This is a genomic window from Rubritalea tangerina (assembly GCF_042683245.1).
GTDB lineage: Bacteria > Verrucomicrobiota > Verrucomicrobiia > Verrucomicrobiales > Akkermansiaceae > Rubritalea > Rubritalea tangerina.
This window is the reverse complement of the sequence record NZ_JBHUJB010000076.1, coordinates 80,994-93,072: the sequence shown is the minus strand read 5'-3', so window position 1 is coordinate 93,072 and position 12,079 is coordinate 80,994. Positions and strand designations below refer to the sequence as shown.

The window sequence follows — 12,079 nt, the reverse complement described above, 5'->3', positions numbered from 1 at the left end:
GATGGATCGAAGAAGTCGTAAGTCGCTGATGGATAAACTACAGCTCCTTAAGTGAACGCGCATGGGAGTTTGGTTGAGTCTTGTGAAGTTTGCGCTTCGCGATTTTAGAGTGAATCGGATTATCTTACAGAATGTCATCGTTGTCATTCAGTTGTGATGCCCGCATCACTCCTTCACTCCGCCTTGATATTCTGCAAGCTCATTCCGACCATTCGTCCATTCCGTTTCGATCAATGGTATTAGAGATGGTGATGCCTGAGAGTGCGACGCGTACAGAGATCCAAAAATATGGAAGTTTGGTTTGGAGCGAGGACGGGCGTTTTCCCCTGCGTTGGTCGAGGATTTTTTGGAGTGTGAGCTCGTCGGAAGAAGGGCGAGCCTGTTGCTCTTGTTTGATGAGTCTGTGTATGAGGTCGACGGAGGGTTTAAACTCTGGGCATTCGACGAGTGGTAGCCAGTTAGAGAGCCCCTCGCGCCAAACGAGTGTGGTATTGAGGTTGAGCTTTCTGTCGACGATGAGAGCTCTCATCTGATCTTCTGAAATTGGGCCGCGACGCACTCCCGCAAAGTTGTAAAACCACACCTTTTTTTGCACGTGAAGCACTCTAGAGATGTGATGTTAGAGTGCAATGGTGAAATGCGGTGTTCGATGGGAAGTGTGGAAGTCAAGGGAGAGGGGGATGTTAGGGGCGGGTGACTTCGATTTGTTGGGTGGCGAAGGTGAGGTTGGCGTCGTTGAAGTGTTGGATGAGTGAGCGTAGGACTTGGGAGCGGATGCGGGTGCGGTCGCGGATGTTTTCGATGAAGTAGCGGCCTTCGACGAGGATGCCGGCGAGTTGGTGGCCACGGTCATCGTTCCAGACGCCGCGGATGACGATATCTGCGGTGTTAGGGATGATGGTGGGTGTGGCATTGATGGCGGCGGCGGCGACTTGTTCGACGCGGTCGAGGTCGGCATCGTAATTGACTTGGAAGCGGATGCGGACGCGGACGGGTTTATCGAGGTAGGAGAAGTTGGTGATGACGGAGTTGGCGAGGACGGAGTTGGGGTAGTCGAGGATGATGTCGTCGGAGTTGCGGATTTGGGTACGGCGCAGGCCGATTTCTACGACATCGCCCCAGGCGCCCCAGTGTTTGCCAGGTCGTTCGATTTTGATGCGGTCACCGATGCGGATTGGTCGGTCGGTGATGAGGAAGATGCCGGAGAGGATATCTGAGAGGGTTTCTTTAGCGGCGAGGCCGATGGCGATACCAGCGATACCTGCGCTGGCGAGGAAGGGGGTGATAGCGACGCCGTGGTTACTGAGGACGAGCAGGAAGATGGCAAAGCTGAGGACGAGGAAGTGGAAGCGTTTGATGAAGTAGACGAGGCGGTCGTCTAGGTCATTGCTCGTAGCGGCGCTGAGGCGCTCGAGGTGTTTGAGGATAAAAAACTTAAAGAAGACGTGTACGAGGAGGCCTGCGACGACGATGGCGCCGGAGCGGTACCAGACATTGAGTGAATCCCACCATTCCATAGTGGGTTAGTGTAGGGAGAGGGGAGGCGGGGTGTCGAGGGGGAAAGAGGGGAGTTGCTAGTTGGGCTGGGGGGATAAAAAAATCCGGCTACGGTTGTTGCCGTGCCGGAGTATTAGGAAGCCTGGTATGGGCTTCTTGTGGATGTGATACTTCGTCTTAGACGACGCTCATCATATCGAGGACTTTATAGACGTAGAGTCCTGCCATGGTGATGAGTGAGAAGAGGAAGAGAAGGATGCAGATCTGGATCGTTTTTTTCGCCATCATAGCTCTGAATGATTGGGTAGTGGTTGAAAAAAAGCCTCGCTCACTGAGGAGCGAGGCTTAGGAGAAATGGGATTAGGCACCAACGCTGAAGCGTTCGTAACGAACGAGCTTGAGTGTGTCGCCGAGCTCCTTGCTCTTGGCTTCGAGAAGCTGAGTGATGGAGAGGTCTGGGTCCTTCACGAAGGATTGTTCGAGGAGGACTTGCTCGCTGAAGAACTTGTTGATCTTACCTTTAAGGATGTTGTCGATGATGTTGGCAGGCTTGCCAGCAGCTTCGAGTTGCTTACGGTTGATTTCGTTTTCTTCTTCGACAGCAGAGGAGTCGATGTCATCACGAGTGAGGCCAGCTGGGTTCGCAGCAGCGACGTGGAGAGTGATGTCTTTCACGAGTTCCTGGAAGGAAGCGTCGGAAGTGGTTTCTGCTTTTTCAGTAGCGACTTCGATGAGGACGCCCACCTTACCACCCATGTGGATGTAGGAAGCGGCAGCACCTGCGTCTACTGCGAAGCGTGTGAGGCGAGAGATCTTGATGACTTCACCGAGTTCCGCGAACTTAGCGCCGAGAGCGTTTTCGACAGTGCCTTCGCCGAAAGGAACAGCGAGTGCTGCTTCTGCGTCAGCTGCATCGCTGTTTGCGATTGCTTCGATGATTTCGCCAACGAATGCCTGGAATGCCTCGTTTTTAGCAACGAAGTCAGTTTCGCAGTTTACTTCAGCGAGTACGCCAGTTTTAGCGCAGTTAGAAACGAATGCTGCGACGATACCTTCGGAAGTTTCGCGGTCAGCGCGGTCGCTACGCTTTGCTTCCCCTTTTTCGCGGAGGAGCTTAGCTGCTGCTTCGAGGTCACCGTTTGTTTCGGTGAGAGCTTTTTTACAAGCCATCATACCTGCGGATGTGAGCTTGCGGAGTTCTTGAACTGCGGATGCTGTAATAGCCATGGGATTCGATTAAGATTTGAGATTAAGCGTGAATGGGTGGAATCGGGATACTGCGGGAGCTGGGTCCCGCAGTGGAAGTGATTCTCTGTGACGTATTAGCCCTTTGCGCCCACGACGATGGAGTCGACGAGGTTTTGGAGGAGAATACGGATGGAGCGGATAGCGTCGTCGTTGCCTGGGATTGGGTAGTCGACAACTGATGGGTCAGCATTGGAGTCGACGATAGCGATCACAGGGATGTTAAGGCGACGAGCCTCTGCGACAGCGATTGTTTCGCGAGCGGAATCAACGATAACGATAGCGTCAGGAAGCTTGTCCATGTTACGGATACCGCAGAGGTTGCGGAAGAGCTTACCGCGCTCACGAGCGAGAGCAGCGAGTTCTTTCTTAGACATTGCCTTGAACTCAGGTTGCTTCTCGATGTCTTCGAGGTACTTGAGGCGCTCAACGGAGCGGCGGATAGTAGAAAGGTTAGTGAGTGTTCCACCCAACCAGCGGTGGTTGACGTAGAACTGGCCAGCAGCTTCAGCAGCTTCTTTGACAGCTTCTTGAGCTTGGCGCTTACATCCAACGAAGAGGATCTTCTTGCCCTTGCCGGCGATGTCGGTGAGGAAGTCAGATGCTTTGTCGAGATTTTGGACAGTCTTCTCGAGGTCGATGATGTAGATGCCGCCTTTGTCCTTCATGAGGTAAGGCTTCATCTTTGGATTCCATTTGCGTGTCTGGTGTCCGTAGTGAACGCCAGCGTCTACCATTTCTTGGATAAGTTCGTTTACCATAATTGTGTGTGTCTTCCCTTGAATCAGGGGAGCTCTGAGTTTTGAGAAACCCCGCCGCGATGGAGATTTTGCTTCGTCTGAGTTTCTCGTTGTTATGCGGCGGCGAGAGATGAAGCGCGCGGGTATTAACAGTCGATGATGGATTTGGCAAGAAATTGTTTATGCGTTTTCTTCTGTGGGTGGGGTTTGGTGTAAGTGCTTGGTTGTAGGATGGTTTTACTTAACTGATCTTAAGTATATCCTGATCTCAAATTTTTGGTGTGATTGAGTGAAATGTTGGGTGGGGGTGAGTGTACTGGTGGGGGTGTCATGCAAGTGAGAAAGCCTTGCTAATGGGTGGAGGTGGTGGCTAACTGCGGTTCTTGAGCCAGTCGCTATTAGTATTAGAAGCCTTAGTTCCGGTCATTGTTGTGATTGGGGTGGGAGCGTTATTGAGGAAGTACGAGGTTCTGCGTGAGGACATTGAGCGTGGGATGATGCAGATGGTGGTGCAGGTTTTATTGCCGGCATTGACATTGGCGAATATCATTGGGAACGAGAGTTTGGACGACTGGGGAGAAGTGGGGATGGTAGCGGGCTTTGGCTGTGGTGGTTTATTAGTGGGATTAGCATTGGCGTATGGTTTTGCGGGCTTGATGGGGATGCAGAAGGGGGACGGGAAGCGGACTTTTGGGGTGACGGCTGGGATTCAGAATTATGGGTTTATGGGGGTGCCTTTGTTGTTGAGTTTATTTCCTGGGGATGACTTGTTGGGGGTATTGTTCACGCACAATGTGGGGGTGGAGTTAGCGATGTGGACGGTGGGTGTGTCGTTGATGAGTGGGGACAAGAACTTCAGTTGGCGTTTATTTATGAAGGCACCGATTATTGCGGTGGTGGTGGGTTTGTTGATCAACGCGGTGGGATTGGATCCACTCTTTGAGGGGGCGCCGATGGCGGCTTTCCAGATGTTAGGTGCGGCGGCGATTCCGATTGCATTGATTGTGATTGGGGCGGGTTTGGTTGAGCTTTTGCGCAAGGAACGTTTTGATTGGAAGGTGGCGATTGGAGCAGTGGTGGTGCGTTTGGTATTGATTCCGGCATGTATGATTGGGGCGGCGTATGCTTTGCCGATTTCGTTGCAGTTGAAGCAGGTGATGGTGATTCAGGCTGCGATGCCGGCAGCGATGTTTCCGATCGTGTTAGCGAAGCACTATGGTGGGAAGCCGGAGGTGGCTGTGCAGGTGGTGGTGGCGACGACGGTGGCATGTTTTGTGACGATGCCATTTGTGATCGTGATTGGGATGTGGGCCTTGGGGCTGTAGTGTGGGTGAGGATGAATGCGCCGGTTGAAAATCGGTGAAGCGATTTCATGGGGTAAGGCATGGTCTTGGTATTGGGATTGCTACTGCTGCGGCATGAATGAGACGGTATTAATCCTTCTTGGGGTGCTGCCAGTGGTGTTGATCGTGGCGCTGGGGGCGCTTTTGAGGGTGTTGGGAGTGTTTAAGCCCGAGATGGAGAAGGGGTTGATGCAGTTAGTGGTGCATATTTTGTTACCTGCGCTGACATTGGTGAGTGTGGTAGGCAATGAGGCGCTACGAGGTTGGGGGAAGATGGGTAGCGCATTGGGTTTTGGTTATGGCAGTGTGGTGGTCGGATTGGCGGTAGCGTATCTGGCAGCGTGTGCCTTGAAGATGGAGCGCGGGCAGGGGAAGCGCACTTTTACGGTAGCGAGTGGGGTGCAGAATTCGAGTTACATGGCTATTCCTCTCTTGTTGGAGTTATTTCCCGAGAGTGGGGCCTTAGGGGTTTTATTCACCTACAATGTTGGGGTAGATCTGGCACTATGGACGATAGGGGTGATGGTGATGAGTGGGGATCCGAGGGTGAGTTGGAGAATTTTTTTGAAGGGGCCGGTGATCGCGGTGGTGCTAGGTTTGGCGCTGAATCAGATGGGCGGAGAGGTTTTGTTGGACGGGGTTCCGGGGGTGACATTGCAGATGCTAGGGAATTGTGCCATTCCGGTGGCTTTGTTGGTGATCGGTGCCGGTTTGGTGGATTTGCTTCATAAGGCGAGACCTGACTGGAAGGTGGCTACTGGGTCTGTGGCGGTGCGGTTATTATTGGTGCCCGCGTGTATGATTGTGGCAGCGTATGCCTTGCCGATTTCTGGGCAGCTCGCGCAGGTGATGGTGATTCAGGCGGCGATGCCGGCAGCGATGTTTCCGATCGTGTTAGCGAAGCACTATGGTGGAAGGCCGGAGGTGGCCGTGCAGGTGGTGGCTGCGACGACATTGGCGTGTTTTGTGACGATGCCATCGGTGGTGATGGTGGGCAAGCGTGTGCTGGGCTTGTAGGGCAGGTAGAAATTTAATGCTTTCTATTTGGTGGGCATTTGTCATGTCGCTTGGGCATGAATGCGGATGTCTGGTACCAATGTGATCGTTGTTTGGCGTGTTGTAAGTGGCCAGGTGATGTGAAGGTGGAGGCCGATGAGGTGGATGCGATCGCGGCGCATTTGGGGATGGAGGTGGATGTATTTATTGAGAAGTTCACGCGGCTGCGGACGAATCGTTCGGGCTTATCGTTGATTGAGAAGGGGAACCACGAGTGCATCATGTTGGAGGATGGTGGGTGTAAGATTCAGGCGGTGAAGCCTTTTCAATGTAAGGGGTTTCCGAATCGCTGGAATTTTCCGGGCTGGCAGAAGGTATGTCAGGCGAAGCCGGTGCCGATGGCGGATGCGCTTGCGTTGGGCTTGGTAGATGCTGGTGAGCTGTCGGCTAATAAGGATGTGAGGGGGAGTGAGTTGGCATAGAAAAGCCGCAGCCTTGTGGGACTGCGGCTTTTGAGGGAATGGAGGGATGTGGGGGGGTTATTTACGGCGTCGCATGATCAGGGCCAAGCCGCCGAGGCCAATGAGTGCGGTGGCGCTGGGTTCAGGTACGGCGACGATTTGGAAGCCGGTGATGCCGACGTTGGATTCGCGGTTGCTTACTGAGAGGGTTTGGTTGGAGCCGGTGAGTCCAGTGAAGCGAGCCCACATGCCCGTGCCGCCGAGGGATTGTTCGTCATTGAGGTAGTTGTCTACGGCAGCGTTATTTTGGCCGGTGGGGTTGATGTGGATTGTTTCGCCGCTACCGCTGGCGGTGAGGTCGAATTCGTGCGCGCTATTGAGGGCGTAGTAGACGATGATGTCGTAGTTGGCGTAGTTGATTTCGCTGAAGGTGACGACGAGGTCGGCCTGCATGTCGGTGCGGTTGCGGAAGAGTTCGCGTGCTCCATTGCCGGCGACGTAGGTGGCATCGGTATTCCAGCCATTGGTGTGGGACCAGGTGACATCGATCGTGCTGCCGTCGATGTCGTTGGCATTGCTGGTGACCGATTCCCAGGTGAGGTCATTGACGACGCCGACTCCTGAGGGATCAGTGATGGCGGTACTGCCGAAGCTGATACTGGTAATGGCTGCCTGAGAGGTGCATATATTCAGTAATACAGCTGAAGCGAAGATAGTTTGGTATGTGCGTTTCATATGTTTTATTTGTTTCTTATGGTTTCATCAGTCAGCCGCAGAGGGGCTGGCGGAGTGAGGGGACGTGCTGTGAGGCGGGGAAAGTTGGTTGTGTTTGATGAGGGAGCGCATGGTTTTTGGGGGGATGATTCCATCGATGACGAAGAGTTCGTCGATGGAGAGGACGGCTTGGTTTCCAGGTTCTGTGGTGTTCCAGAGTTCGGAGAAGAGCATGAGGGGAACGGCAGTGTCGTTTCGGGTGAGGGTGTTGATGTTCTTGGGAGCGGCTTGGGGGACGGAGGTGTCGTAGCGTTTGTGGTAGGTGGTGGGTTCTGGGGAGGCATCGACGTAGAGGAGAAGTTCAGGCCAGCCATCGGTTCTGTTTTTTCCGGTGTAGATGCCTGTGATGTGATGCCACTGGCCGTCGGCGAGGTTAGTAGAGCCGGTGACCCATGCTCGGCCGGTGGAGAGGCCGATGCGCAGTTGATTATCTGAGCGACTGAGGAAGTGGTAGAAGCTAGCGGTGCTGGGGGCATTGAGTGGGGCGCGGTGGTCGGCGTGGCGGTCTCCCCAGCCGAGGACATTTGCGGTGTGGGCTTGGGGTGTGGTGGTGGGGATTTTGATCCAGAAGGCGACTGAGCGCGGCGAGCTACCGCTGAATCCTGGCCAATGGGTGTTGAGTGTGCCGCCTTGGCCGTGGGAGTGGATGGCGCGGCCGAAGCGTCCGGGTACGGAGTCTAGCTTATTTGGGCTGGGGGCTGCTGAAGGGAGTGGGAGTTGGGAAGCGGTGGGGCTGAGGTCATGGAGTGTGTCCATATTCCAGTGGAGGTAGGGCAAGGTGGTGGGGAGTTCGGCGTTGAAATGCGCCATTGAGTTTTTGATGGGGGTGAAGGTGCCGAGGGTGGTGATACGCACTGCCTGGTCTGCTAGTAGTGGGATTTCAGGCTGCGAAGAGGAGCGGAGGCTTTTGGCGAGGATGGAGCCTTTGAAGACGTGGACTTCATCGTATTGGTCAGGGGAGGAGAGGACGGCGAACTCGGTGCCGAGGTCTATGACTTGGAGTTCGGTGGTTGTGAGTGTGAATCCCTTTGCGCGCGGGGGAACATGAAACCAAGCTTTGCCTTGGTGAAGGTGGAGGGTTTGGTGGTCATGGAGGGTGAGGTCCGCAGGGGCTGAGATGATGGAGCGCACTCCTGAGTCGAAGGTGAGTTCGACACTGCCCTGGGTCAGGGTGAGCTGGGAGCCTGCAGACATTTTGTTAGGCTGCGAGGGATCTTCTGGATGGGAGTCTGAGTGGGTGAGCGTGAAGTGGGATCCAGGGGTGGCGCGCAGGCTGAGCTCCGCGCGTGGGGGAGTGGGGAAGAAAAGGTTGAGTACGATGAGGGTGAGGAGGATGGTGGCAGCGGCGGCAAGGGTAGCGATTTTGAATTGGCGGCGTTTCTGGCGCTGCATGATGCTTTCAATCGGGACGGCGGAGGCCGTGCGCTGTTGGTTGATCTCGTGGTCGACTTGGAGGAGGGTGTCGAGGTCGCTGTGTGCAAGGTATGTTTTAAGGGCCTCAGGGTTGTTGAGGAGTTCTTGTTCCAGTTGTTCGAGTGTGCTCGTGCTGATGCAGCCATCGAGGAGGTCTTGGATGGCTTGGTGGAGTTCGGAGGATTTCACGCGAGTCCTCCTTTCAGGCGCAACTCGATGCAGGTGCGCAATTTTTCACGGATTCTGCAGAGGGTGACGCGGAGTGATCCGGTGGGGCGGTTCCAGGTGTGTGAGAGGGACTTGAGGTCGTTGTGGGAGGAATAGCGGGCGCTGATGAGTTGTTGTTCATCGGGCTTGAGGCTTTGGAGGCAGGACTGGAGTGCAGTGAGTTGGTGTTCGAGCTGGGTGGGAGCTTGTTGGAGTTTTGCCTCATGGATGGCGCTCATGAGCTCAGCTGAGAGGGTCGTTTTCTGCTGTTTTTTTTGTTTATCCCAATACTTCATGACCTTGTTGCGGGCGATGGTGAAGGCCCAGGCTTTGAAGTCTGATCCGAGTGTGTAGCTGTTCTTTTTTTCCCAGAGGACGATATTGGTTTCTTGGAGGACGTCGCAGACATCTGGGCAGCCGGGCAGGAGCGAGATGATAAATCCTCGGAGGGCGGTCTGGTGGCTGGTGAGCAGACTGATAAACTCGGTGGTGTGCGACGGGCTTGGCATTGGAAGTCGATGGGGAATCCCGAGTTTAGCGAATGCGTTAACAAAAATCTGTGACTTTTTTGCCTGAGGAGGAGGTGTGGGGGAGAAAATGTGAAAAATCGCAAAAAAGATCTTGCGCGAGTGGTTGGGATGTGGTTCTTTGCGCCCGCGCTCAGCGCAACCATTCTGCGTCCCGTTCGTCTAATGGTTAGGACTCCGCCCTTTCACGGCGGCAATAGGGGTTCGAATCCCCTACGGGATGCCATTTTCTTTCGAGAGAATGCCAATTAAAAAAGAGTCACTCAAGCGAGTGGCTCTTTTTTGTGTTTGGGGGGTGAGAGTTGGTGGATCGGGGGGCTGTGTGCGAAGTAGGCGCTGGGCTTGGGGAATAGTGATTTGATGAAGCCTGAGGTGCTTCTATTATAGATCTATCGCGGAGCGTTCAGTCTCAATGCTTTCAGCGTTGGTCGTGACAAACCACATGTTTTCCCAAGGTGTCGCCTGTGGTTCGACCTTGGGCTGGGTTCCTGGACCTTGAGGGGGGCTTGTGTTTAGAAGCCTTTGGGGGCTTGGTATCCGGGGTGGTCTTTTTTGAGCTGTGCTTTGTAGGTGGCGGCGTCTTTGGCTTTCCCGGATTTTTCGAGTGATTTGATGAGTTTGTAGAGGCCGTCGGCGTGTGAGGCATCTTCATCGTCGAAGGTTTCGACGACGAGGACGTAGTGTTGGGCGGCGGTTGGGAAGTCGTCTTTGAGGTAGGCGACATCGCCGAGGGCCATGAGGAGGCCGGCTTTAATTTTACCGGATGGGCGGAGTGCGAGAGCTTCTTCGCCGACAGTTTTTGCTTCATCGAGTCGGTTGAGGCCGATGAGGGCGGTTGCTTTATCGAGCATGGCTTCGACGCGGCGGGCATCTTCTTTCTCCATGGTGAGGAGGTTATCGGCGGCGAGGAGGGCGAGGGTCCATTGTTGGTTTTTAAGTTGGGCTTTCGCGAGGAGTCGCCAGACGACGGTAGGCGTTTTTTGTGGGACGCCTTCTTCGCAGCCTTTGGTGAGGTAGTAGGCAGCTTCTTTAAAGTCGCCGGCATTGTAGCATTGGCTTCCGAGCCAGCGGTAGACTGGGAGGGGGATTTGTTTGGTTAGTTCGATGTCCTCGGCTTGTTTGAGGGCGGTTTTGAGGCCATCGACGTCCTTGAGTGAGTAGCGCGCGAGGATGAGGAGCATGGCAGTTTGTTTGCCGTAGGATTCCTTATCCATTTCTTGGGCTGTTTCGAGGTGGGGGATGGCATTTTTGAATTGGTCGATTTTGAAGTACGCGGAGCCGAGCCAGTAGTGGCTATTGGCTTTGACTTTGGGGGTGAGGTCTTTGAAATCGCGGAGGAGTTGTTCGAGGCGTTCTACGACATCCTCATAGCGTTTGGCATCGCGTTGGATGCGAGCGCTGAGTTGGAGGGACATGGCGGCGATTTGGCTTTGAGGGGCATTTTTGATGACGGCGTCGAAGTCTTTGAGTGCTTTGACGCGGTCGCCGAGTTCCATGTACGACTGGCCGCGTTTGGCGAATGCGTTATTGATGCGCGGGTCATTGGGGGCATCTTTAATGAACTGGCTGAAGCTGGTGGCAGCGCCTTCGTGGTTACCAATTTCTGAGAGGCACCAGGCTTTTTTATAGAGGAGCGAGGGAAGGTTACGCTTATCGATGAACTCGGTGCTGATGGCATTATACGCCTCTGCGGCTTCTTTGTATTTTTTCTCACCGTAGAGAGTTTCGGCCTTCATGAGGATGGCCTGGTGGATGTATTTGCTGGTGCCGCGGCCGACGGCGTAGTTTTGGATGAACTGGTCGACCATTTCGGGGATACGTTCGCCATCGATATTGTAGAGGGCGAGGAGTTTGTAGTAGGCGGCTTCGAAGGCTTGGTCGGTACCTGGGGCTGAGCGTTCGACGTCGAGGAAGTAGTTAATGGCCTCGGCGTAGTCCTTTTTTTGGAAGTAGGTTTGGCCGACGATGACGCCTTGTTGGGCGAGTTGTTTGGGGTCGAGTTTGACTTGGGATTTACCGAGTTGGTTGAGGATGGCGGCGTAATCTTTATCTTGGTAGTAGAGGCCGAGGAGGGCGATATGGGCATTGGCCTTCCAAGGGGATTGTTTGACCTCCATGGCGATATCGAAGTATTTTTTCGCGAGTTCAGATTTCTTGAGGGCAGCGGCTGCGACGCCGGCGTGGTAGGCGGTTTCGGAGCGCAGTTCAGGGGGCTGAGAGGGCAGGAGGAGGGCCTCGTAGAGTGGGAGAGCTTTATCGTATTTCTTTTCGGCTAGGAGAATGTGTGCGGAAGAGATCTTTGCCTGATTTTTGTAGGGGCTATCGATCGGGCTGTTGGCGACTTTTTCGAGGAGGGGATGGGCGCGTTTAGGGTCCTTGAGTAGGAGGTAACACTGGGCGCGGAAATAGATGGAGCGCAGTTGGTCCTCAGGTTTTTTAGCATTGGCGGCGGTGAGTCCGAAAAGGCGTGCGGCTTGTTGGTAGCGCTTTTTGTTGTAGTTGTCGTAGGCGAGTCGGTAGGCAGCGGCAGCGACGTAGTGGCCGGTGCGGTACTTTTGGATGATTTGGTCGAAGAGCATGCTGGCTTGGCGCGGCATGCCAACGGCGTGGTACGATTCGGCTAGGTAGTAGGTGGCGGGCTGGGCGAACTTGTGTCTAGGGTACATCCGGATGTAGTCATCGAGGATGGGGATGGCGCGCTGGTAGAGTTCTTTTTGCTGAGCGGGGTCGGTTTCGGCGACGGCTGCGTCGTAGAGTTGGCGGGCACGGGCGAAGTAGTCGGAGCCGGGGTCGGCTCTGAGGTCTTGTTGTGCGTGGAGTGGGGCTACGAGTGTGGGGCTAATGGCGAGGCCGATGCCGAGGATGAATGCGCGCAT

The 12,079-nt window shown here is 54.6% G+C and carries 11 protein-coding genes and 1 tRNA gene; 4 read left to right on the top strand and 8 right to left on the bottom strand.

The genetic code is table 11. From position 1 onward, the window contains the following. Positions 1-199 precede the first annotated feature (199 nt). From ACFSW8_RS15735 to rpsB, 4 genes are all read right to left on the bottom strand, one after another. Positions 200-595 (bottom strand): DUF4339 domain-containing protein, encoded by a 396-nt coding sequence (locus tag ACFSW8_RS15735; protein WP_377178728.1) that lies wholly within the window; start codon positions 593-595, stop codon positions 200-202. 88 nt (positions 596-683) lie between these two features. Continuing rightward, positions 684-1,517, bottom strand: coding sequence for a mechanosensitive ion channel family protein (locus tag ACFSW8_RS15730; RefSeq protein WP_377088348.1), 834 nt, complete (start codon positions 1,515-1,517; stop codon positions 684-686). 340 nt (positions 1,518-1,857) lie between these two features. Then, positions 1,858-2,724 carry a translation elongation factor Ts gene (tsf, locus tag ACFSW8_RS15725; RefSeq protein ID WP_377088350.1) on the bottom strand — a complete coding sequence of 289 codons (867 nt, stop codon included), beginning with the start codon at positions 2,722-2,724 and terminating at the stop codon, positions 1,858-1,860. A gap of 95 nt (positions 2,725-2,819) precedes the next feature. Beyond that, the gene (gene rpsB, locus ACFSW8_RS15720; RefSeq protein ID WP_377088351.1) at positions 2,820-3,503 is read right to left on the bottom strand and encodes a 30S ribosomal protein S2; all 684 of its coding nucleotides are present in this window, start codon (positions 3,501-3,503) and stop codon (positions 2,820-2,822) included. A gap of 362 nt (positions 3,504-3,865) precedes the next feature. Here rpsB and ACFSW8_RS15715 point away from each other — a divergent pair, with 362 nt between their 5' ends. Genes ACFSW8_RS15715 through ACFSW8_RS15705 form a run of 3 tightly spaced genes read left to right on the top strand, consistent with a single transcriptional unit; the run spans position 3,866 to position 6,303 of the window. Then, positions 3,866-4,807, top strand: a complete 942-nt coding sequence (locus ACFSW8_RS15715) for an AEC family transporter (RefSeq protein WP_377088353.1) — start codon at positions 3,866-3,868, stop codon at positions 4,805-4,807. 15 nt (positions 4,808-4,822) lie between these two features. Beyond that, the gene (locus ACFSW8_RS15710) at positions 4,823-5,842 is read left to right on the top strand and encodes an AEC family transporter (RefSeq protein ID WP_377088354.1); all 1,020 of its coding nucleotides are present in this window, start codon (positions 4,823-4,825) and stop codon (positions 5,840-5,842) included. A gap of 56 nt (positions 5,843-5,898) precedes the next feature. Beyond that, complete coding sequence (locus ACFSW8_RS15705; protein ID WP_377088355.1) at positions 5,899-6,303, top strand: YkgJ family cysteine cluster protein; 405 nt, start codon at positions 5,899-5,901, stop codon at positions 6,301-6,303. Positions 6,304-6,360: 57 nt separating this feature from the next. On the opposite strand, the gene ACFSW8_RS15700 is transcribed toward ACFSW8_RS15705, so the two are convergent. The 3 genes from ACFSW8_RS15700 to ACFSW8_RS15690 are packed head-to-tail and all read right to left on the bottom strand — an operon-like array spanning position 6,361 to position 9,185. Further along, on the bottom strand, positions 6,361-7,017 hold the full coding sequence (locus tag ACFSW8_RS15700) for a PEP-CTERM sorting domain-containing protein (RefSeq protein WP_377088357.1): 657 nt from the start codon (positions 7,015-7,017) through the stop codon (positions 6,361-6,363). 27 nt (positions 7,018-7,044) lie between these two features. Continuing rightward, positions 7,045-8,658 carry a LamG-like jellyroll fold domain-containing protein gene (locus ACFSW8_RS15695; protein WP_377088359.1) on the bottom strand — a complete coding sequence of 538 codons (1,614 nt, stop codon included), beginning with the start codon at positions 8,656-8,658 and terminating at the stop codon, positions 7,045-7,047. Continuing rightward, on the bottom strand, positions 8,655-9,185 hold the full coding sequence (locus ACFSW8_RS15690) for a sigma-70 family RNA polymerase sigma factor (protein WP_377088361.1): 531 nt from the start codon (positions 9,183-9,185) through the stop codon (positions 8,655-8,657). The genes ACFSW8_RS15695 and ACFSW8_RS15690 overlap by 4 nt, the downstream gene beginning before the upstream one ends. A 169-nt stretch (positions 9,186-9,354) precedes the next feature. Between ACFSW8_RS15690 and ACFSW8_RS15685 the strand changes: the two genes are divergently transcribed. Further along, a tRNA-Glu gene (locus tag ACFSW8_RS15685) sits at positions 9,355-9,429 on the top strand. Positions 9,430-9,715: 286 nt separating this feature from the next. Here the strand turns inward: ACFSW8_RS15685 and ACFSW8_RS15680 are convergent. Next, positions 9,716-12,079: a tetratricopeptide repeat protein gene (locus ACFSW8_RS15680; protein ID WP_377088363.1), complete on the bottom strand. Its 2,364-nt coding sequence runs from the start codon at positions 12,077-12,079 to the stop codon at positions 9,716-9,718.